This window comes from Alteromonas sp. ABM1_013, assembly GCF_056160505.1.
The window spans coordinates 278,410-299,354 of sequence record NZ_JBSWXH010000005.1 but is presented as its reverse complement, the minus strand read 5'-3'; the positions used below and the strand labels follow the sequence as shown (position 1 = coordinate 299,354).

17 protein-coding genes and 1 pseudogene are annotated in these 20,945 nt (G+C 43.3%); 7 read left to right on the top strand and 11 right to left on the bottom strand.

The genetic code is table 11. From position 1 onward, the window contains the following. The 3 genes from ACXAGK_RS16065 to kduD all read right to left on the bottom strand — a co-directional run bounded on the left by ACXAGK_RS16065 (position 1) and on the right by kduD (position 2,749). Positions 1 to 984 carry a TRAP transporter substrate-binding protein gene (locus tag ACXAGK_RS16065; RefSeq protein ID WP_474856993.1) on the bottom strand — a complete coding sequence of 328 codons (984 nt, stop codon included), beginning with the start codon at positions 982 to 984 and terminating at the stop codon, positions 1 to 3. Positions 985 to 1,015: 31 nt separating this feature from the next. Then, on the bottom strand, positions 1,016 to 1,861 hold the full coding sequence (gene kduI, locus ACXAGK_RS16060; RefSeq protein ID WP_474856992.1) for a 5-dehydro-4-deoxy-D-glucuronate isomerase: 846 nt from the start codon (positions 1,859 to 1,861) through the stop codon (positions 1,016 to 1,018). A 129-nt stretch (positions 1,862 to 1,990) separates the two neighbouring features. Further along, the gene (gene kduD / locus ACXAGK_RS16055) at positions 1,991 to 2,749 is read right to left on the bottom strand and encodes a 2-dehydro-3-deoxy-D-gluconate 5-dehydrogenase KduD (protein ID WP_474856991.1); all 759 of its coding nucleotides are present in this window, start codon (positions 2,747 to 2,749) and stop codon (positions 1,991 to 1,993) included. A 174-nt stretch (positions 2,750 to 2,923) separates the two neighbouring features. Between kduD and ACXAGK_RS16050 the strand changes: the two genes are divergently transcribed. From ACXAGK_RS16050 to ACXAGK_RS16040, 3 genes are all read left to right on the top strand, one after another. Then, positions 2,924 to 4,156, top strand: coding sequence for a DUF4861 family protein (locus ACXAGK_RS16050; RefSeq protein WP_474856990.1), 1,233 nt, complete (start codon positions 2,924 to 2,926; stop codon positions 4,154 to 4,156). A gap of 506 nt (positions 4,157 to 4,662) precedes the next feature. Further along, the gene (locus ACXAGK_RS16045) at positions 4,663 to 6,519 is read left to right on the top strand and encodes an alkaline phosphatase PhoX (protein WP_474856989.1); all 1,857 of its coding nucleotides are present in this window, start codon (positions 4,663 to 4,665) and stop codon (positions 6,517 to 6,519) included. A 64-nt stretch (positions 6,520 to 6,583) separates the two neighbouring features. Further along, complete coding sequence (locus tag ACXAGK_RS16040) at positions 6,584 to 8,326, top strand: hypothetical protein (protein ID WP_474856988.1); 1,743 nt, start codon at positions 6,584 to 6,586, stop codon at positions 8,324 to 8,326. Between the two features lie 34 nt (positions 8,327 to 8,360). On the opposite strand, the gene ACXAGK_RS16035 is transcribed toward ACXAGK_RS16040, so the two are convergent. The 5 genes from ACXAGK_RS16035 to ACXAGK_RS16015 all read right to left on the bottom strand — a co-directional run bounded on the left by ACXAGK_RS16035 (position 8,361) and on the right by ACXAGK_RS16015 (position 13,135). Next, positions 8,361 to 8,954, bottom strand: coding sequence for a DUF1989 domain-containing protein (locus tag ACXAGK_RS16035; RefSeq protein WP_474856987.1), 594 nt, complete (start codon positions 8,952 to 8,954; stop codon positions 8,361 to 8,363). A 24-nt stretch (positions 8,955 to 8,978) separates the two neighbouring features. Then, a complete protein-coding gene (gene gntA, locus ACXAGK_RS16030) occupies positions 8,979 to 9,644 on the bottom strand; it encodes a guanitoxin biosynthesis heme-dependent pre-guanitoxin N-hydroxylase GntA (protein ID WP_474806191.1) in 666 nt (221 codons plus the stop codon). A gap of 47 nt (positions 9,645 to 9,691) precedes the next feature. Then, the gene (locus tag ACXAGK_RS16025; protein ID WP_474856986.1) at positions 9,692 to 10,672 is read right to left on the bottom strand and encodes a glycosyltransferase family 2 protein; all 981 of its coding nucleotides are present in this window, start codon (positions 10,670 to 10,672) and stop codon (positions 9,692 to 9,694) included. 331 nt (positions 10,673 to 11,003) lie between these two features. Beyond that, a complete protein-coding gene (locus ACXAGK_RS16020; RefSeq protein ID WP_474856985.1) occupies positions 11,004 to 11,696 on the bottom strand; it encodes a response regulator in 693 nt (230 codons plus the stop codon). Further along, positions 11,696 to 13,135 carry an ATP-binding protein gene (locus ACXAGK_RS16015; protein ID WP_474856984.1) on the bottom strand — a complete coding sequence of 480 codons (1,440 nt, stop codon included), beginning with the start codon at positions 13,133 to 13,135 and terminating at the stop codon, positions 11,696 to 11,698. Before ACXAGK_RS16015 ends, ACXAGK_RS16020 begins: the two co-directional genes overlap by 1 nt. A 217-nt stretch (positions 13,136 to 13,352) precedes the next feature. On the opposite strand from ACXAGK_RS16015, the gene ACXAGK_RS16010 reads away from it, so the two are divergent. Further along, positions 13,353 to 13,589, top strand: a complete 237-nt coding sequence (locus tag ACXAGK_RS16010) for a hypothetical protein (protein WP_474806199.1) — start codon at positions 13,353 to 13,355, stop codon at positions 13,587 to 13,589. A 298-nt stretch (positions 13,590 to 13,887) separates the two neighbouring features. Further along, entirely contained in the window at positions 13,888 to 14,436 is a 549-nt protein-coding gene (locus tag ACXAGK_RS16005; RefSeq protein WP_474806201.1) for a hypothetical protein, read from the top strand. 16 nt (positions 14,437 to 14,452) lie between these two features. Here ACXAGK_RS16005 and ACXAGK_RS16000 read toward each other — a convergent pair whose 3' ends face one another. Next, complete coding sequence (locus tag ACXAGK_RS16000; protein ID WP_474856983.1) at positions 14,453 to 15,436, bottom strand: endonuclease/exonuclease/phosphatase family protein; 984 nt, start codon at positions 15,434 to 15,436, stop codon at positions 14,453 to 14,455. 434 nt (positions 15,437 to 15,870) lie between these two features. Here ACXAGK_RS16000 and ACXAGK_RS15995 point away from each other — a divergent pair, with 434 nt between their 5' ends. Beyond that, positions 15,871 to 16,470, top strand: a complete 600-nt coding sequence (locus ACXAGK_RS15995) for a BON domain-containing protein (RefSeq protein ID WP_474856982.1) — start codon at positions 15,871 to 15,873, stop codon at positions 16,468 to 16,470. Positions 16,471 to 17,090: 620 nt separating this feature from the next. Here the strand turns inward: ACXAGK_RS15995 and ACXAGK_RS15990 are convergent. Then, positions 17,091 to 18,167 (bottom strand): annotated as a pseudogene (locus ACXAGK_RS15990) (polysaccharide lyase family 7 protein); the annotation flags it as partial. 665 nt (positions 18,168 to 18,832) lie between these two features. Between ACXAGK_RS15990 and ACXAGK_RS15985 the strand changes: the two are divergent. Next, on the top strand, positions 18,833 to 19,210 hold the full coding sequence (locus ACXAGK_RS15985) for a hypothetical protein (protein ID WP_474806206.1): 378 nt from the start codon (positions 18,833 to 18,835) through the stop codon (positions 19,208 to 19,210). A gap of 130 nt (positions 19,211 to 19,340) precedes the next feature. On the opposite strand, the gene pyk is transcribed toward ACXAGK_RS15985, so the two are convergent. Then, positions 19,341 to 20,777, bottom strand: a complete 1,437-nt coding sequence (pyk, locus tag ACXAGK_RS15980; protein WP_118493982.1) for a pyruvate kinase — start codon at positions 20,775 to 20,777, stop codon at positions 19,341 to 19,343. Positions 20,778 to 20,945: the final 168 nt, after the last annotated feature.

Genomic DNA, 20,945 nt, shown 5'->3' with positions numbered 1-20,945 from the left:
TTACATCGCTTTTATTTGCGTAATTAAGTCGCCAATAGGCGTGTCTTCAAAGCTCTTATGAAAAGGCTTTACCGCTTCAACGAAAGGCGCTTTGTCAGGCGTAATAACTGTGACGCCTTCGGCTTTTACCTTTTCTAAAGATTTTTGCGTAGATGTTTTCCAAAGTTCGCGTTGGTATTCAACAGAGTCTTCCATTGCTTTGGTTAGCCACGTTTGCTGCTGTTCATTCAAACTTTCCCATACCGGCAGCGATGCCAGCATGACATCTGGCACGCTCGTATGCTCATCAAGGCTGTAATACCGAGCAATTTCATAATGACGAGAGAGGTAGTAGCTAGGTGGGTTATTCTCAGCACCATCCACAACACCTTGCTGAAGCGCTGTGTACAGCTCTCCCCAAGAGACGGGCGTTGCTGCTCCACCCAGTGCGCGAACTGTTGCTACTGCAGTGGGGCTATTTAGCACGCGAATTTTTAGCCCGTTCAGATCGCTTGGTGTCTCTATAGGTTTGTCGTTGGTATAAAAGCTACGGCTTCCCGCATCGTAATAGCCGAGACCTTTTAGTCGAAAATCTTCAATACCAGATAGCAATTGGTCGCCTAAGTCGCTGTTCAACACTCGCCAAAAATGATCATTATCGCGAAAAATGTAGGGAATACTGAATATCTTCATTTCAGGAGCAAACCCTTCTAGGGGGCTTGCAGACACCTTCGTCATGGCAAGTGAGCCAATTTGCAACAGTTCTACCATTTCTCGCTCGGTGCCCAGCTGGCTGCTCGGATAAATAACCACACTCATTGTACCGTCAGAATAGTAATCGAGTCGCTCTCCAAGGTATTCCATAGCCTTATGCACAGAGTGTTGCGTGTCCAACGTATGCCCCAAACGCAATACGGTGACCTCGCCTTGCAATTCATTTTGCGAACACGCCCCTGTTAGCAACAGCGCAGTAGCAGACAGTGTGAGTTTTATATACCGCAACATAATTATTACACCTAATTTAGAGCAGGGCTGCTTAACGCAACTGTGAAGGCGGAAACTTATCCATATCATCGTAATCTAGGTTTTCACCTGCCATTCCCCAGATAAACGCATAGCTTCCTGTACCCACACCACAGTGAATTGACCAAGGTGGCGATACCACAGCTTCTTCATTCGCAATGAAAATGTGGCGGGTCTCCTGTGGTTCACCCATGAAGTGACATACTCTGCTTTCGCTGTCCATATCGAAGTAAAAGTACACTTCATTGCGTCTGTCGTGTTGATGAGCTGGCATAGTGTTCCAGACAGAACCGGTATGCAGTCGCGTCAGTCCCATCTGAAGCTGACAGGTATCAACAACAGTATTGATAAGCAATTGTTTAATATCGCGCTGATTTGACGTTTCTTGGCTACCTAAATGGAGAACATTCGCGTCTGCACTACCTATTTTTTTGCATGGATAGGCGTGATGAGCCGGCGCTGAATTCAAATAGTATTTGGCGGGATTAGAGGCGCTGTCTGACTCAAATATTACTTCTTCAATGCCCTGGCCGATATATAGGGCTTCTTCGTTATCTAAATGGTAAGTCGTGCCTGAAACAGTAATGGTGCCCGGACCGCCGATGTTTATTACACCTACTTCGCGACGAGCGGTAAAGAAGGGCATTTTTAACTGATCTTCAATGGTTTCTAGCGTCAATGGACTCGTTGTAGGTACGGCGCTTCCAAGCATAAAGCGTTCGTAATGGGTGTATATCCATACGACTTTGCCCTCTGTCATTAGGGTGTCGACCAAAAAAGCGTCGCGCAGTTCTTGCGTATTGTAAGCGTTGGCCTCTTTACGGCCTATGGCGTATCGTGTGTCTATTTTTTCATTCATGACTTTTTTCCCATTCATCGTTGTTTTGCTGCTCAAGTCAATTTGTTTGCTCAGGGCTATCTTATCGCTCAGGGCTATTTGTTTGCTCAAGGCTTCTTCATCGCTCAGGGCTGTGACCCTTGTTAGTCACTAGCGTGCTAAAAAGCCGCCGTCGACCGCAAGGATATGGCCGTTAACATAGTTGCTTGCTGCGCTCGCAAGAAATACTGCTGCCCCTGCTAAATCGTCGCTTTCTCCCCAGCGGTTAGCTGGAATGCGTGCACAAATTTCAGCACTGCGTTTTTCATCATCTTGCAGCGCTTGGGTGTTATCGGTTTTGATATAACCTGGGGCAATAGCGTTTACCTGGACATTGTGCTGTCCCCATTCATTCGCCAGCGCTTTTGTTAATCCGGCAATCGCATGTTTGCTCGCAGTGTAGGCAGGAACAGTAATACCGCCCGTATAACTCAACATTGAGGCAATGTTGATGATCTTGCCTTGCTCGCGCTCTACCATCTTCTTGCCAATAGCTTGGCAAAGTAGGAAAGCTGAATCGATGTTGACCGCAAGTACGTTTCTCCATTCGTCAAAAGGAAAGTCGGTGGCGGGCGCTCTGAAAATAGTGCCACCGTTATTGAGCAGGATGTCGATATGACCTTTAACGCTCAACGCATCTTCGGCAAGTTTAACCACAGCGTTGGCATCGGCGAGGTCACCATCTAGTGCCATTGCTTGCCCGCCTTTACTTTGAATTTTACGTAATGTCTCATCACAGCCACCTGGTCGAGAGCTCGCGCAGATGACAAACGCACCTGAAGTGGCGAGTGCTAAGGCAAGCGCTTGACCTATACCTCTGCTTGCGCCTGTCACTAATGCTGTCTTACCTTCTAGGCTGAAATTGACCATGTAATTCACCTCTACCATCTGCGTTATCAAATGCCTGACTTTCATCGATATACTAAGTTGAAATATCTCGTTAACAAAATTTAAAATAATTGCCACCGGTGGCAATTGTCAATATATTGTTTACAAATATCGTAAATTAGTTCAGCGCGTTAACAACCAATGGAGAGCATAAAAGTGATTAAATTGAGTAAGATAGGTCTAATTTTGGTGCCATTATTGGCAAGTTGCTCACAAGGGGATTTAAATTCTGCTGTGTCTGTTAAGGTCAAAAATCCAGCAAACGGTGGTGACGGGAAGCAAGTTTTCGAAATTTCACTGCCTCCGCAATATGCAGGCTGGAAGTTAAAGCAACACCCTTCAGAATGGATAGAAAATGATGAAGGGAAAGCGGTGCTTTTAGGTGCGGCATCTATAGTGCCAGGCAAGAGCATATCGTTGGAACTTTTACCACCCAAGCAAAATTCAAATAATAATGTTCAAGACAGAGCGCACGCGGAACTTTCAGTAAGAACGGGAGGAGAGTGGCAAGATACAGCTTATAGCGCTGAAGGCTTTTCGTTTAAAGAAGTCACTTCGTTTACGTCACCACCTCAGTTAACCGATCATTCTTACTTTTTGCGTTACGAAGGGCCTGGTTGGGAGTCTGATCAAATGGGCTATCGCCTTTATCTAGATTGGCGCAACGCAATAGATGTCTTTGTGAAAACTGATGACAGTGTAGTGTTACCCGAAGTTGGGCAAGACGGCTATGATAGCTATCACACTTTATCTTCGTGGGGCGGAGACGCGCTTAAAGTTGGCAAATCGTTGGGAGTGGGTGCACTAGGTCGATTAATAGAACAAGAAACCCAAGACTCCTCAACGCAGACAGTCATGCATTTTCAGCATGTAGAGAATACACAATACCAATTGGTATCGAATTCTCAGTTGCGGGCTGAGTTCGAGGTTGGCTACGAAGGGTGGACATCGTCTGATGCGAAAGCGGACAGCATCGACGTTACCACGCACTATCGAATTGATGCGTTCGACCCAACGACCCATATCAGTGTTTCTGTATCAGAGCCTTCGGATAATATTGTCGCAGGTTTAGTGGCGCATGATGGAATGCAGGTGATTAAAGCCGAGCACGGCGATTGGGGCGTGATAGCTACTTGGGGGGCTCAAAGTATCTTGGCAGATAATGACGACTTAGGATTGGCCCTTGTTTACCGGCTAGATCAGGCCGAAAAGGTATTTGAGGGTGAACATGACCACCTTGTGTTGTTTAAACCTTCAACCGCTTTTGACTATAAAATTCTTGCGGTTTGGCCCAAGCGAAGCACCGATATACAAACTGCCAAGCAATTCGAAGATTATTTGGTTAATAAATTAAAAATGTATAGTCATCCGCTTACCATTTTAAATTGAGCGGCATTGCTCAATTTGGCGAGTAGAATATTGTTTTATGCTGTGGCCTGATGATCTTTGATGCAGGGCAAAGATCAACAGGCTCTAGGTCCGTTTAATCGTTATGGTGTATTTTTGTGTCTTTGCCTTCTTCGTACATTTCTTTTTAATATCTTCCGTAACGTTCTTTAACTATCTCGACATTGACTTTTCAAGTATTGAGTCGAGTTAAACCTCTTAGATAGCCCCATGAAACAAATAATTCATAAACTGACTAAGTGGACCACTCTTTCTTAATTGAACATTCAATAACCCTAAGCACTGCGCCGCCTTCGTGTACGTTTACTCTCCTTTCCCTTTTACTTTCAGGTTGTTGTGTCAAAAATCTTTCATGTTGGAGTCAATAACTTGTCACCCAAGTGTCATAAATCTTATCCACACTCTTTGTCCGCTAAGACCATTTAACGAGGTAAGCCATCTGCTCTCCTCATCTCTAATTATAAAACAAGTATAAGCAAGGAACCGTAATGAAAAGCGACACTCTTCGTGGAATTAAGTATTCAGCGATTGCACTAGCAGTAACACTTGGCATGTCTGCCTGCTCACTAGAGGGTGATGATGGTGAAGACGGCGTTCAGGGTCCAGTGGGTGAACAAGGCCCAACAGGCGAACAGGGACCTGTGGGTGAGCAGGGCCCAGAAGGTACTACAGCAGGCACGCTTACTCGTATTGCGACTGTTCCTCTTGGCGCAGAAGTAACGGGTATTTTCCTCACTGATGAAGGCGACCTGTTTTTCAATGTACAGCATCCATCTGGTACGAATGCAGCAACGACAAGTGTTAACGACATGCCTATCAATACAGGTACTGTGGGTGTGCTAGCAGGCGCTAACTTTAATAACTTGCCTGTTACTTTACCAAATTCTCCAGTACCTAGCTCTGACGAAGAGAAAGAGCTGGTTGTTTCTGCTATCGGTCAGTATCAAGTGCTAGGTCAAACCGGTGATACCTTTGGTTCTGACCTACCAGAAGGTTTAGGCCACATCTACACACTCGATGGCGAAGAGCTAGTTCTTGAAAACGATATGCCTGACTTTAACGGCTTTATTTCAACTGCCGAAGGCGAAGGGTACCTGTTCTCAAACTGGGAAGAACTACCTGGCGGTATGAGCCGCATGAAAGTAGAAAAAGATGAATTCGGTATGTGGGAAGTCACAGAAGCCATGATGCTGGATTTCTCACCAGTATGGGGCACGGCAGCAAACTGTTTCGGCTCGATGTCACCTTGGGGCACGCCGCTTACCTCTGAAGAATGGGTAGTTGATTCGGAAGTAGATACCACGACGTCGCCTAACTGGAATAACCCAGAAGCAGTATCTACAGATGCACGCTTAGGTCGTATGTGGCAGATGACTGCGCCAGATGCGCCAAACCCTTATAACTATGGCTACATTGCAGAAGTAACAGAGCCATTGGCTGATGAGCCGGTAATTGTTAAGCACTTCACTATGGGTCGTTACGAGCACGAAAATTCAACAGTAATGCCTGATGGAAAAACGGTTTATCTTTCTCAAGATGACACCGGCGGCGTGCTATTTAAGTTTGTTGCAGACACGGCAGAAGACTTATCTGCAGGTACGCTTTACGGCGCTAAACTAACTCAAGATGCAGGGCAAAATGACCCAGCAACTACAGGGTTTGCTGTTGAGTGGGTTGAGCTAGCCAGTGGTGACAATATGACTATTCGCGCATGGATTGACGAGTACAACGGTATTGGTACCGACGATTACGTAGATGGCCAAAGTTCTTACATCACAATGGCAGACGTTCAAGCGTGGGCAGATGGTGATGCAACTTACCCAACGGTTGAAGAGGGCGGTTCAAGCGTTACAGCCGGTGAGCCAATGGATGACCGCGTTGCATTCCTAGAAAGTCGTGCGGCTGCTCGTCTTAAAGGCGCAACGGCAGAGTGGAGAAAGCTAGAAGGTATCTCTATTAACCAGAAGCGTGCGCAAGAAGCTGTTGAGGGTGTTGATACCATTGAAGGTGAAGTTGTCGAAAATGCATACCTTTACATTGGCATTGCAGATATCGATAACACGATGATCGATGGTGAAGGCGATATGCAGCTTTCTGCCCGTGTTAAAGATTGCGGTGGTGTTTATCGCGCCAAGCTCGAAGAAGGCTACAACATTTCACGTATCGAACCTGTAGTGATGGGCGGTACGTACCGTTCAAGCCTCACAGGTGCTGAGCGTTGTGATGTTGAGCAGCTTTCTCAACCAGACAACGTTGTAGTTATGAACGACGGCCGTATTCTTATCGGTGAAGACGGTTTCCAAGAGAACAACACGCTGTGGATGTATGAGCCAGCAGATAAGTAAGGTTTCTCTTTAATTTAAAATATGCCGGGTGTTTACACACCCGGCTTTTGCCGTTGTGATGATTATGAAAATACTAAAAATAACCTCAAGTGCAGGCATTCTGCTTTCGCTACTTATCAGTGCAGGGTGCACTGAAAGCACAAGTGCTGATTTAAGCAATCAATCAAATGCCGGCGTAAGCGCGAGTACTTACCCTGCTAATGGGAAAGGGTCTTCATCTGCACATACAGACGCCGATAGCGCGCATTCCTACCCATACCGAGAAGGGGACGATATTCCCGCTCTTGCCTATATTGAGCATAATGAAGTGTATAACCCTGAGTCGGTTATCCCACCCCAGTGCTATACCAAAACAGAAGGCGTAAATAACCCTTGTTACGCATGTCACCAAAGTTACGATTCGATAGAAAAGCGCCCTAACCAAATGGGTGATGGTACCTTGCAAGGCAACTATGAATTTTCCGATGTGGGGCTAACAAACAGCTGGAAGAATCTGTTTATTGACCGCACATCACTTATAGCGGGTATTGACGATGCCACAATAAAAAAATACGTAGAGCAAGATAACTACACCGCTTCACTTAAAAAACACGCAATGCCAGAGTACATGCGTATTGAAAACTTGAGCGCCGCTGACAAAGCCTTTGATGGCGACGGTTTTGCTAAAGATGGCAGCGGATGGGTGTCATATAACTACAAACCTTTCCCAAGTACTTTCTGGCCGACCAACGGGTCGACGGGCGATGCTATGATTCGCCTTCCAGAAAACTTTCAAACGCTAAATGGCGACTACAACAAAGCTATTTACACATTGAACCTAAGCCTAGTTGAAATGACGCTAAAGGAGCTTAATAAACTAAGCGTAGCGCCAGTAGATGAGACTGCCATTAAAGTAGACGTTAACCAAGACGGTGAGTTGTCGCCATCTGTAACTGAAATTGTTCGCACCTCACATTATGTGGGTGATGCGAGTGCTGTACCTCTGGCTCATATGCTTTACCCTGAAGGCACCGAGTTTTTGCATACCGTACGCTACATTGGCGTGGATGATAACGGGAATATTTATAATGCGCCGCGCATGAAAGAAGTGCGTTATATGAAAAAGCATATGTTTAGAAGCCGAGAAAGCCTAGCTTCTGCCTATTATGCTGAGGCAAAAGATAAACATTTTGAAAAGCTGCCTCAAACTCGCTACCTAGGCGAAAAGGGGATAGACAACGGCTTTGGTTGGACAATCAATGGCTTCATTGAAGATGAGCAGGGTGAACTGCGTGCGCAACACGATCAAGAGCTAGCGTTTTGTAACGGCTGTCATAAAACAGTAGGGTCAACCTTTGACCAGACATTTTCATTTGCCCGTAAAGTTCCTGGCGAGGCAGGGTGGGGGTATATTGATTTGCGTGCCATCGAAGATGTGCCAAATATCAATGAAGAAAAAGGCGAATTCCTTACCTACATGGAGCGTGTAGGCGGTGGCGACGAGTTTCGTCAAAACGGCGAAATGCTAGCAAAGTGGTTTGACGAAAAAGGTATGGTTAAAGCGGAAGAAGTGCAGCGCGCCAAATCAGTGTACGAAATCATCACGCCTTCGCCAGAACGCGCTTACGCGTTAAATAAGGCCTACTTAACCATAGTGAAAGAGCAAAGTTATTTGTTTGGTCGCGATGCTACGCTTACCGAGGCAACCAATGTCTTAAGTAATATTGATGCAGCGCAACCACCATTAAAGCCTGAACACCGGTTTAAGTGGGATATGCGGCTTAACTGGCAACAAGGCAAGCCGAGCGCTATCGCAGAAGCACAATAATGCTCGCTCCATTTGCTAAAATAATGCTCGCGAATTACAACGGGTTCGCGGGCATTATTTCAAATTGTATTGGTTTATATCGAAAGTTGTTAGATTCACCAGCAGAGCAAGCCGTTAACCCTACAATCATATCCATTTTAGCTTCAAATATCGTGTAATCGCCGGCTTTTGACTTCGGCGGCAAAACAGCGATTTTACCCGTACTGTCTACCTCAACATTCATAAATGTATTGAAGGTCGTGCATACATGATGCTCTGGAATATCAAATTCAGCAAAAGCGGCAACTAAGTTACCGTGACAACCAGGAACTGGCTCTTCATTGGGGTAGAAGTGTTTGAAGGTATCTACGCTACAAGGCGTTAGTAAAAAATCATGATCCTCTACCTTATCTTCGATAATTTCGAACATGATGTTGCTTTGATTTGAGTAAAGCAAACTGCCTTTTTTAAATTTAAGGCTTTCGTTGTAATCCAGACTTCTACCCGAGGAGATGAACTCGTTCTTATTATGCTCGTTAAAGGCATAAAGGTCGGCCACTTGTTCCCCTTCAGGGTCAATGACTTTAAGGCGTTCACCTTTCTTGATAGTAAATGCAGTACCGCTTCTCGGCTGTATTGTTTGTCTCATACTGTGCCTTTTATATTTTAAGAGTTAATTTTCTACTTGTTTAAAGGGGCACTCCCAGCTTTCTGAGTGCTTTTTACCACTGTATTGATAAACTTCAGAACTTTCACCATGGTTAGCAAGCAATGGGTTTTTACTGCCGCAGTAGGCGGCATCACGCTTCCTGATATGATCTCTAAATGCTTCAAACTTCTGTTGTTTACGAAGCAGTTCAAACTGTTCGTGTAAATTAAATACAATTGCGGGGTGAGAAAAACGGCGGCTCTTTCTAGAGGCATTTGGGTGCAATCCAATTACGAAAAAGCCTTTCCCACCAAGGCTTAAACTGAATTGCGCACTATGCGGATCGCTTGATACTTTGCTATCCCAACTTTTTAAGCATGCGTCTACTTCATGAAGACGTTGAAGTTTTTCCCATAAAATCTTATCAAACTCAGTTTCGGTAATGGTATCGGGCTGTTCGAAGGTAACCACAAGTGAGGAGTACATATCACGGTTCAGCTTGAATGCTTCCACGAATTTGTGAATTGAAGCCAAGATATCAGGTTCATTACTTTCGCAGTAGATATCGTCAAATTGCAGAACGTGTATTTGCTTCTTAGTTAGCGCCGATTTAGCGCCTACACAGGGGAAGTCACCTTCCCCTACAAATGATAAAAAACGGTGTGTTAGATCGGGTTTAAGTAAAGACATTCCATATCTCCCTATTCAAACAGTGCCGCTCATTCCTTTTAAAGAAATTAAGCCGTGTTGCTTAAACGCTCTTGATTTTTAGCTGGCGAATGAAACGAAGTGAATTCGTATCCCGTAGAAGCCGGGGCAGCGCTTGAACCGCTCGTATCTATTTTGATTGAGTCATCTTCCTGCTCGGGCAACTGAATAATCTTCAATCCCTTTTCTTCATAGTTTGACTCGATGAAGCCTTTATCCGCGTAAGCTTTGAGTACTTCAGTGCAAGGGTAGAAGCCCCATTTAGCGTGAAAGCGCTGTGCATTATGTACAAAGTCTAATAAGTGATTGACTGGGCATTGATAATTAGGGCGCTGTGGAGCGAAAGTGCGGGTGGGCAACTGTTCTAATGAGTAGCCAAGTGCCCGGCAGTTGGTGAAAAAGTCTTCGTCGTTTAGTCCGAAACCCGCGTAGCCTTCATCGAAGCCGCCGGTTTTCTGAAAGTCTGTCTTACGAATAAAAAACACTGTAGAACAAATACTATCGTCACTAAACTTTCCATGATTATTTTCCTGATCTCTTGAAGGTATTTCGTTGTTATCCTCTTTTGGTAACGTTTCGTCGTTACTTGCTAGATAACCTATTTGCTGTTCATTTTTTGAATTGTCTGAATACGGCTTGTTACAGCGTTCGTTGGGTAAAAAGACGACCGAAGTAAACACCACCGTGTTGTCTTTCAACGCCAAAAGTCCATCTTTACAAAGGGTAGGTGATATAACCGCATCAACATTTAAGTAAACAAGGTTTTCATGCTTAGCCGCCAGCATTCCCTTATTTCGCGCTTTCGCAATTGGTAGTTCTTCTTGGGTAGTGAACTTGTGCACAATATCGAATTTTTCGCTTTGAATGAGGGACAAGTCAGAAGGAGGTGCCATCCACACAATAACAAGTTCATCTGGCGTTGGTGAGCATTGCTCCAACTGCGAAATCAAATTGCAAAGCTTCTCGGTTCTATTTTTAACAATAGTTACTGCACTTACTGGTGAACGCATACTCAACCTCCTTTGCTAACCTTTCTAAAGCCATAGGCTTAAACGGTGTACCTTGTACGTTATACTTTCGTATAAAGCAAAGAGTGCTCCAAAGTTGCAAGTTGTTGAAGATACGTGGTTTTTTTGTTTTTATTTTCCAGTTCAGCAGTGGCAAGGCTTTAAAAGCGAGCAAGAGCTGCAAAGAAAGAGAAAAATTTACAAACCAAAAAAGTGGGCAGGTTTTTTAGTGAAGTAACTTTGAAAACAGGTTATTTTCACCATTCTTGAAGTGGGTGCCTAGTGTCCGTGCCCGCTATGTGCAAAGCTGAGTCAGATAAAAGATAAAGAAAAGCTAACTCAGTTTATAACCTATACCGTATACAGCCTGAAGCGGCGAGATTTCGTCATCCTGCATTAGCTTGTGGCGCAAGTTTTTCATGTGGCTATCAATAGTGCGATTGCTAACGATGCGACCGTCCACATAGCCTTTGTCCATAAGCTGTTCTCTGGAAAATACATGTCCTGGCTTTTCTATAAATGCTTTAAGCAATCTAAACTCAACTGGAGTGAGCTCTATGGTTTGGTTTCTTCGTTCACAGACATAAGCGTCTAAATCTAACGAAATATCTTTGAATACTAGTTGTCTCGAGCCTTCACCACTTATGTTATTAGTGGTTTGCGTTCTTCTTAAAATAACTTGTACCCGAGCTACAACCTCGCGTGGAGAAAAGGGCTTGCATATGTAATCGTCGGCTCCTGCATCTAACCCAATAAGCCTGTCTATTTCATCAATTCGAGCGGTTAGCATCAAAAGAGGCACATTTGAAAACTGCCTAATTTGTTTGCATAAGGTTAGTCCATCTACCGCAGGCAACATGCGATCGAGAATGACTGCGCTAAAGGTGTTTTCTCTCATTTCAGAAATAACCTTTTCACCGCTGTGCAGTACTTTTGTGTTGAAACCCTCAAGAGTAAAGAAATCTACAAGTATTTGGGCAATTTTCTCTTCGTCTTCAACAATTAGGACAGGATGTTGAGTAGACATTAGATAACATTTCCCCTAATCGGTAGCTCGATTGATATTTTAACGCCTCCAAGCTCAGAACTCGCAGCGTTTATCGTACCTTTGTGCGCTTTAATAATTGACTGACTTATCGATAAACCTAAGCCAGCGCCTTCAGTTCTCCGTTTTCGAGATGAATCCTCTCTATAGAGAGGGTCAAATACTTGCTTTTCATTGCCGGTGGTTATGCCAGGTGCACTGTCTTCTATGTCGATGGTGGCTTTATTTCCGGTTTCAACTAATGTGACCCGAACTTGGCCTGGAGGATCTGTGTATTCAACACTGTTGCTCAAAATATTCGAAAACACTTGGCGCAGCCGTTGAGCGTCCGCATGAACTTTTATATTGCTAGGAATATAAGTACTAACGGTAATGCTTTTGGCCTCTAGAGCTAGATTAAACTGTGCCAAACTATCATTTAATAAGTCGCCGATATCAACCACCTTGAAATCGAAATGCATGCCTCCTATATCTGATAAGGACAACTGATATAAATCATTAACCAAGCGCGTCAAACGGCTAACCTCGTCTTGGAATGAAGCGAGTTGTACTTTATCGAACTGCCTGACACCGGCTTCAACTAACTCCATTTCACCAGCAAGTATTGATAGCGGCGTGCGCAATTCGTGAGAAATATCTGCCAACCATTGTTTTTGCGTAGCCTCATGTTTTTGTAAAGCCTCGGCAAGGGAGTTAATGTCTTTCATCAACACGCCAAACTCATCGCTGGGCGGCTGCCTAAATTTTACATCGTACTCGCGTCTAGCTAGTTGTTCGACAGCTTTTACTATCTTTTTAAAGGGCGATAAAAGTTTAGGCACAATGATCACCGCAGTAATCAATGAAACCAGCAATGCTAATGCACCTACAGCGATAAATGATGTGCGCTGCTGTCGCATAAACTCTTGCGCCATTGTAGAGCTTGGTGAAGGGGGGAGATAGCTTTCCAATGCGCCAATCTTGCGACCTTCGCTAACAATAGAGACAGATACTTTAATATCTTGGTTAGTCGCAGCGCCGCTAGGCATACTGCCAGCGATGACGTTACTTTGTGAGTCAAGTAATGTAGTAGGAGGGCCTATGTGCTGTTGGTCCCGACCAGGTAGCTGATTGGCGCGCCTTTGTGGAGGATGCTGATTGATACCTCTATGTTCTTGGGCTCCAAACTTGCGCCCAGGCGGAGGGGGGCGATTACTTTGGCTAGAAAATGCATAGGGCGATATACCTTCCCAGCTTCGCTCATTCAGTGCGTACTCTAACGCGAGCATTTCTCCAAGCTGACTGAGCCGCTCTTTTTCCTGAGCTATAATAAATTTGTTGAAACCTTGTTCAAAACTCCAACGGGCAGTAGCGAGCGCAAGCATTAAAGACATGCAAGAGAACGCGAGCAAAATGATAGTAAGTTTATGAGATAACTTCATATTTCGAGTATAGCGACCTAGGGGCCATCTCTACAATATCCACAGCCTGATTAACCCGCAAATCATGGGTTAATACTCATGTTCTGCACTATTTCTGCACATTTGAATTCTATGATTGGAACGATAGAGCCGGCGCCATTTGCGGTCACTGCATTTGGCACCGATTACAGTAGATTTTGTATATATTTTGGATACAGAAGTAAGGAGTAGTAGCAATATGAATAAGACGGCAATGTTAATTGGTCTACTTAGTTTGAGTACCGCCGGTTGCTTCGCGAAAGGCGATAGAGAACATCCAAGGCAACCTCCTCCAGAGGCTATAGAAGCTTGTGAAGGAAAAGCTGAAGGCGAAACCGTGTCTTTTGAAACGCCAAGAGGTGAAACCGTTGAAGGTACTTGTACGCTAAAAGATGAAACCCTTGTTGCGATGCCAGAGCGTCGCCCGCAAAGGTAATTTTAAATTCTTCATATAGCGCGGTGTTGTACGATGTTTGTTATGTCGTTTTTCACCGCGTATTTAGTGCGTAATAGCTTTGCCCCCGATATAAATTTTGATATGCTCACCTAGTAGGTTAAGCATTACATTTCAATAGTTTGCATATTCCTACAATTATTACTTAACACGTTTCCTTTCGAGTAAAATTCGTCTTTTAAAATTGGTGTTTACTCATTCAGAGTGTAGGTAAATCTTCAGCCTTACTTGTAACGTATTAATTTCTGTATTTCGTATTTTTCTTTGGTGGACAAAGGCTGTGGAATCACAATCGTCTGTAATTATTCGAAACTATGACAAGCAATCTCTAAAATTGGTTGATGTTATTTCAGGTATCTCACCAAACGCTATGCGTAGAGTCTTCGGTGGTTGGATATTTTTTGCGGCTGTTGTTGGGGTTATTGTAAGTGTGGCCCCTGATTTAAGCGCGCAGTTTATTGGTTTAACACTTTTCGTGCTTGTTGCTTTTACACTTATCATGTTCGGGCAAAGTAGAATAACGGAAGGCTGGCCTGCTATCATTTGTGACAATGACTATATCGGTGTGGTACGCGACCCTGTAAAGCGAGAGTATATTTGTGTACGCTCAGCTTTGGTTAAAGACGCTAAGCCTACGCTGATAAAACCCAATAAAAAAGCCATTGAGATTATGCTAGATAGCGAGCAACTTCTTGCAAAGGATAAAGAGCTTCTTAACCAAGCTGTTTGGCCAAGAGAGCATAGTTTAATTGGTTTGGCGCACTTCAAAAAGCGTGAAGAGGCTTGCGACAGCCTCATGTGGTGTGTAAAACATCGTGGGGCGCGTTAAACATCATTGAACCGCTTTATCCTTTGTCGGTCATTAACGCAAGTTCGGTATAAAGAGGGTAGTGATCAGATCCCACACCCTCTAACTTCTCAATGTTTACTAAACCAAAGTGTTTAGAGTGAAAAACGTGATCTAGCGGCCACTTCACTAATGGGTACTTTGCGTGGAACGTATTAAAAAAGCCTCGGCCTTCCCTAGGGTCTAATAGGCCGCTTATTTTCTTAAAGTTCCTGGTAGTAGGTGACCACGCGACGTCATTTAGATCGCCAGCGACTATGATTGGACCTTCTGTTTTAGCAATTTCCTCGCCTACTACGGTCAACTCGACATCCCTAGGTTTAGCATAGGTATTTTCCGTAGGGCTTGGCGGTTTTGGATGAAGAAAATACAGCAGCACATCTTGACCATGATGATTGATTTTTACCCTCATAGATGGCACATCGTCTTCTATCATAAAACGAAGTGTAGCCTCTTCAAATGGGATCTTGCTGTATAGATGCATGCCGTAAAGATTTTCTAGAGGGCAGAATTTGCGGTAAGGATATTCTGACTCTATTTCGCTAATGCCCTTCTGCCACTTTTCATTAGATTCAAGAGTAACCAGAAAGTCGGGGTGTTTATTGCGCACGTGCTCAATGAGTTTGCGAAAATCGTTGTTTGGCATATATACGTTACTGGAAAGCACGCTAAGTTTACGGCTCGTGTCCTCATTACCCACGCGTTGTACTTCACGCTTGTACAGGGGAGTGTAGGGGATTATCCAAACAATCTGGTAAATCAAGCTAACAATTAAGCCTACCACCAAAATTAGCGAAAGGCTATTTAATGGGGCGTAGTACGATGCTTTAAAAGCGAACCCAATAAGTAATAAAGAAATAATAGCTGCTATTTGAAGTCGTGGAAACTCCCATACTCTTACCAACCAGTGTGAAGAGGGTAAAAGGGGAGCCCAGCTTACAGCGATAAAAAAGACTGAAGCAGCAGTGAGTGCAGTATCCATGTCTAGATGGTCCTTGAGTAAAACTGACAAAACACATCTTACCTAAACCAAGAAAGTTAGTTGGCATGTCAAAGGCGATGTAGATGATGTGAAAACAATGGTTATAATTACGGCGGTTTTCTAAAATAAGTTTAACCTTACCTTTCTATTGAGCGTCAGTATCTGTGCATGGTTCTATGGATCTTTTCAATGTTAATTCCACCGTGTTATTTCCACAGGGACATTAAGTGGCAAATTATAAATAGAGCACTTTCCATAGGGCATACGCTGTTTGCTTGTGTTAAGTAAAAAATTCTCGAAATAAGGCAAAGTTTGCAAATTCCAGAAGTCCGTTATAATCGAAAATCAATAATTAATGTATATAAAACAACAGGATATTATGTTGGCAAGGTTTTAGCACCTGTAGTTGTGAGTTTCGACAAAGGAGAAATGTTATGAAACGTTCAATTATTTCTGTGATTGTTGCTACAACATTAACTACAGCTGCTTATGCTGGTGATATGGACACAGACAATAAGTGGGAAAAAGGTGCTAAAGACGCATGGATTGACGGTAAAGCAGAAGCTACGCTGTTGTTCAATGGCAATCTAGATTCATTCGACATCAACACCGATGTGAAAGATGGCAATGTCGTTCTTACAGGCAAAGTTGAAAACTCTGTCGATAAAAAATTAGCTGAAGAGTTGGTAGCTAACATCGACGGTGTATCCTCTGTAGATAACAAGCTTACTGTTGTTAACGACAACGATATGCATAAAGAGATGTCTGACGACATGGAAGACACTGTAGATGAAGGCACAAGTGAATTAACTGACGCCAAAATTGCTACAGTAATTAAGACTCGCCTTCTCATGGACACAGATATTTCAGGCTTTGACATTGACGTTGACGTAGAAAATGGCGTGGTAACACTGACTGGCGAAGTCGATTCTGACGCTGAGCGTGACCTAGCAGTAGAAATTGCTAAAAATGCTTCTGATGTTAAAGACGTAGAGAGTGACCTACGTGTTGTTACTGAAACTGCAATGAACTAAAGTTTCTTCATCCGACATTATGAAAAAGGGGCATGCGCCCCTTTTTTCTTGCCTAACGAAAGTAAGGTAAAATGGTTAGCAAATCGACATAACTAATGTTTCCACTCTTCATCCAATAGGACAACTTCACCGTTTTCAGATTTAATTTCTTTTCGGGATTCAGTGCCATTTTCTTTCACAAGATAAAATTCATAAATCGTAATATCAGTTCCGTATTGTTTACTTTCAATGATACGCCTAACTTGGTCAGAGTTTTCCTGCTTATTGATAAGTGTTTTTACAGCGGAAGGTAAATCTTCCATAGTTAAATCCCGCTGTACTTCAACAATTTTCCACTGCTCTCCATCTTGCAGCATATCGAATTCTATTTCATTTCCATTAGCGTCTTCACCTTCAACATCAAGATATACATGATCGTGTTTGTATTCTTTCTCAACTTCTTGTATCGCAAAATTAGGCGCAACGCTTTTTATTGCCGTTAACGCGGAAGTAGGAATAGCATCTATGGATATCGCTTCTTTTTTGTTTAGCGTAGCGCCAATCTTAACATTGTCGCTTTTCGCCACAGGTCTTTGCGCCCCAGGTTTTTGCGTAATTAGGTTCGCTTTGAAGGTTTCAGTAGGTTCGCTGCTTTCACCTACCGTTAAGTTGGAAAACGCAACCTGTACATAGTCACCATTTTTCTTATCTTCTTCCCAGTTTCCTGTACCCATACATGCAGCGTACCAAAAGCCGTCATCATCTTTAGTACTGCACTGGTTATAAGCGCCAGCTTTAAAATAATTCCAATCTAGCGTATAGCCGTAGGGGTGATCGTGTTGGTCCAACTCTCCATAAGCATTTACCCCATTGGCAAGATTAATAGCATAATTAACGGTTTTGTGTTCGTCTGATTTAAAGCTTAGGTACATCACGTCACCGTGAACGTTCACTTCATAACTAAAGCTCTCGTTAAGTTTAATACCTTCGCTACCCGGGTTTTCTGGGTCGGTCCATAAATTTCCCCAAACTGGATAAGCAATATCAGTACGGTTTTTATCATTCTTGGGCAAGTTGCGCTCGTAAGTCCAGAATACAGAACCAGTTTCATGCTGTGGCCACTTTTTATAATAAATCTTGAGTGGTTCATTACCCCAACCAAATCCTTTGACCTTTTTCTTCCATTTACTGGCGTGTATTTGGCCTACTACCACTGAAAAAGCCGGCGCTTTGTCGGGATATTTAGCTCTGGTAGCGACGTGCTGCACTTTAAGCGTGGCATTTAATTTTCCGCCGACTTGCGCAAAGCGATCTGAAATAGGGTTGCTGGCAACAGTAAAGTTATTCTTTGGGGAGTGAGTTTTTATGCGTGTGTTAGAGCCGCGAAGCATATGTCGAAGTTCGCTACGAGTATTAGATGAATTTTGAGTGGTTAGCGCTTTATTAGGCGCAGCAAATACCATATTGCCGTCATCGTCAACATAGAAAAAATCTTTGTGCTCAAAGCTCTGAATATCCTTTACGGATATTTCGTCAACTTTCCCATTGTTGTCTTTATCTGTAGGGATTGTAATTTTCCATTCGCTTAAATCAAACTTCTCAGCTGGAAGTGCCTCAGCATTAGTAAGACCTGAAGCGAAGAGTAGTGGAAGGCACGTCAACAGGGGCTTTGTCCATGGGGAAACAGAGACGATAAATAACGAAAAGGCAGTAGGCATTGTTTTTATTTTAGACATTTAAACCTCTTAGTAGACAATCGCTTACCAATACAACTCATACTTAAGTTAATATTATTGGTAAGTCCAGTTTTGGGTTGAAGTTTTACTTTGTAATGCCAATTTATCACTCCTGTAAACCAATTGCAAAATGTTATCAAGTCGTTAACGTTAAAGAGGTCTGAAGGGAAGAGTGATTATATAACCTTCATTTTTATTGTTGATTTCGATTTTTTTTTATACTTATGTCTATGCGCTTCGCGATATTTAGCGCGAGAAATAAACTTTTTGGTAATACCAAATATGCATTAGACACTATATTCTTTATCTACTGTTTGTTTGAGCCTATTTCACTAACTTAAGTTTAGAAACGCTTAAATTAAACCTGAAGGAAAGACACGGAAAATTTCTCTTAAAGTGTGTAGAAAGTTCTCTATATACATTTTGCAGTAGCAGTCTTGTTTCATATCTTCCTGATATTAAAAGAAATATATTGTGGTATAGAAGCTGCAATCTCAAATTATAAATTACATTTAGCAATTAATATTAGCGCGCTGTTTGGCATACGATAACTTTTCATCGCCGAAGAAGTTAACCAAATAGAAGTCGTTAACCAAATAATTGTTATCCAAATTATGAGCAGTTCACAGTTAGTCAAGGAGTGAGGCATGAACATTTTAAAGTGGGTTTATTCAGCTATTGTTGTTTCAGTTGTCATAGCACTAATCGGCATGTTTGGGCAGGGTAAGCTTTCAGTTAGCCAAGCAACGGCCGATGACGCAGAACGCACTGTTCACGCCGATATTGTTAAGGTTGAACAGACCTTATCACTGGTAGAGTTTGATTTATCCAAAAAGGCGCATTTGCTTAGAAAAACACGCTTAGATTTTTATGTTAAGCAGGCAAAACAAGCCGATTTAAGAGGTTGGAAGTTTAAACGTGATGAGTTCGTTGAACGGGCTGAAAACATCATTAGCCACCATCTTACACAATATGCGAACGATATAACTCAAGAGACAGAGACCTACACTGCACAGGCAATCTAGCCTAAACAGTATTAACAAAAACGCCCCTTAAATCATAAAGGTGTAAGGGGCGTTTTTAGTTTCCAAACCCATTAAAATTTCAGGCAAAAAAAAGCGAAGCTTAAGCTTCGCTTTCAATATTCGTTTCAGGCTATTCAACTTCTACAATTTTCAAAGTGTTAGTTGCGCCTACTTTTTCCATTTCATCGCCATAAGTAAGGATGATGCTGTCACCGCTTTTCACTAAGCCTTTGTCTTTTAGCGAAGCAATAACATCGTACTTTAATTTGCCTGGTTCGCTGTTAGATGAGTCAAAGTAAACTGGCTTCACACCACGACACAATGCCATAGTGTTAAGCGTAGATTCGTGACGAGACATGGCAATTATTGGTAGTGACGTAGTAATACGAGACATCAAGGTTGGCGTAGTTCCACTTTCTGTCAAACCGACAATCGCCTTAACGCTTGGCAGGTGGTTCGCTGCATACACAGCTGAAAGTGCAATTGATTCGCTCGTTGATGAAAACTTCTGATCCATGCGGTGCTTAGAAATTTTAACGCTTGGATGAGTTTCTGCACCTTCACAAACACGGGCCATTGCTGCAACCGTCTCGATAGGGAAGTTACCCGCAGCGGTTTCAGCTGAAAGCATAACCGCGTCCGTGCCGTCTAGTACAGCGTTTGCTACGTCCATAACTTCAGCACGTGTCGGCATTGGGCTATCAATCATCGACTCCATCATTTGAGTCGCTGTAATAACAACCTTGTTCAGTTGACGAGAGCGGGCAATTAACTTCTTCTGAACGCCAACAAGTTCTGCGTCGCCAATTTCTACACCCAAATCACCACGAGCTACCATTACAGCATCAGAGGCTACGATAATATCGTCCATGGCTTCATCAGAAGCTACAGTTTCAGCACGTTCAACCTTTGCACAAATTTTGGCGTAGCAGCCTGCTGCTTCAGCAAGTTCTCTCGCGTAGTTTAAATCTGCGCCGCTTCGTGGGAATGACACTGCAAGGTAATCGACACCGATTTTTGCTGCAGTTTTAATGTCTTCTTTGTCTTTGTCAGTAAGTGCATCTGCTGAAAGGCCACCGCCTTGACGATTAATGCCTTTGTTGTTTGAAAGTTTACCACCAACGGTGACTTCAGTAACAACTTTGCGTCCTTCAACACCTGTCACACGAAGCTGAATACGACCATCGTCCAGAAGAAGGATATCGCCAGCAGATACGTCGTCAGGAAGCGCCTTGTAATCAATACCTACTTGGTTGATATCGCCTTCGTCACGACCTAACTCAGCGTCTAGGATGAACTTAGCACCGATATCTAAATGAACAGCACCCTCGGCAAAACGGGCAACACGAATTTTAGGGCCTTGAAGGTCCCCCAAAATGGCTACGTATTTACCTAAGTTCTTTGCAGCCTGACGAACGCGTTTAGCTCGCTCGATGTGGTCTTCAGCCTGCCCGTGTGAAAAGTTCATTCGCACTGTATTCGCGCCAGCGGCTATTAGCGCCTGAATTTTCTCAAGTGAGTCTGTTGAAGGTCCTAGGGTGGCAAGAATTTTAGTTCTTCTGGTCATGTGATTCCGTCGCTGTTTCTAAGTTAGAAAAGACAAAGAGTGATAGGCGTTGGCTATTAAATGAACGCCTGTAATCGCTTTACGTAATTTTATTACAGAATAATAGTTGAATTTGACAATAATGTGAATGAAATAAACAAAAACGCCCAACTGGCTCGACCAGTTAGG

Bases quoted from the DNA above. Each gene is read 5' to 3' on its own strand.
- ACXAGK_RS16065 (WP_474856993.1), bottom strand. From the start codon at position 984: ATGTTGCGGTATATAAAACTCACACTGTCTGCTACTGCGCTGTTGCTA.
- kduI (WP_474856992.1), bottom strand. From the start codon at position 1,861: ATGAATGAAAAAATAGACACACGATACGCCATAGGCCGTAAAGAGGCC.
- kduD (WP_474856991.1), bottom strand. From the start codon at position 2,749: ATGGTCAATTTCAGCCTAGAAGGTAAGACAGCATTAGTGACAGGCGCA.
- ACXAGK_RS16045 (WP_474856989.1), top strand. From the start codon at position 4,663: ATGAAAAGCGACACTCTTCGTGGAATTAAGTATTCAGCGATTGCACTA.
- ACXAGK_RS16040 (WP_474856988.1), top strand. From the start codon at position 6,584: ATGAAAATACTAAAAATAACCTCAAGTGCAGGCATTCTGCTTTCGCTA.
- ACXAGK_RS16035 (WP_474856987.1), bottom strand. From the start codon at position 8,954: ATGAGACAAACAATACAGCCGAGAAGCGGTACTGCATTTACTATCAAG.
- gntA (WP_474806191.1), bottom strand. From the start codon at position 9,644: ATGTCTTTACTTAAACCCGATCTAACACACCGTTTTTTATCATTTGTA.
- ACXAGK_RS16025 (WP_474856986.1), bottom strand. From the start codon at position 10,672: ATGCGTTCACCAGTAAGTGCAGTAACTATTGTTAAAAATAGAACCGAG.
- ACXAGK_RS16020 (WP_474856985.1), bottom strand. From the start codon at position 11,696: ATGTCTACTCAACATCCTGTCCTAATTGTTGAAGACGAAGAGAAAATT.
- ACXAGK_RS16015 (WP_474856984.1), bottom strand. From the start codon at position 13,135: ATGAAGTTATCTCATAAACTTACTATCATTTTGCTCGCGTTCTCTTGC.
- ACXAGK_RS16010 (WP_474806199.1), top strand. From the start codon at position 13,353: ATGAATAAGACGGCAATGTTAATTGGTCTACTTAGTTTGAGTACCGCC.
- ACXAGK_RS16000 (WP_474856983.1), bottom strand. From the start codon at position 15,436: ATGGATACTGCACTCACTGCTGCTTCAGTCTTTTTTATCGCTGTAAGC.
- ACXAGK_RS15995 (WP_474856982.1), top strand. From the start codon at position 15,871: ATGAAACGTTCAATTATTTCTGTGATTGTTGCTACAACATTAACTACA.
- ACXAGK_RS15985 (WP_474806206.1), top strand. From the start codon at position 18,833: ATGAACATTTTAAAGTGGGTTTATTCAGCTATTGTTGTTTCAGTTGTC.
- pyk (WP_118493982.1), bottom strand. From the start codon at position 20,777: ATGACCAGAAGAACTAAAATTCTTGCCACCCTAGGACCTTCAACAGAC.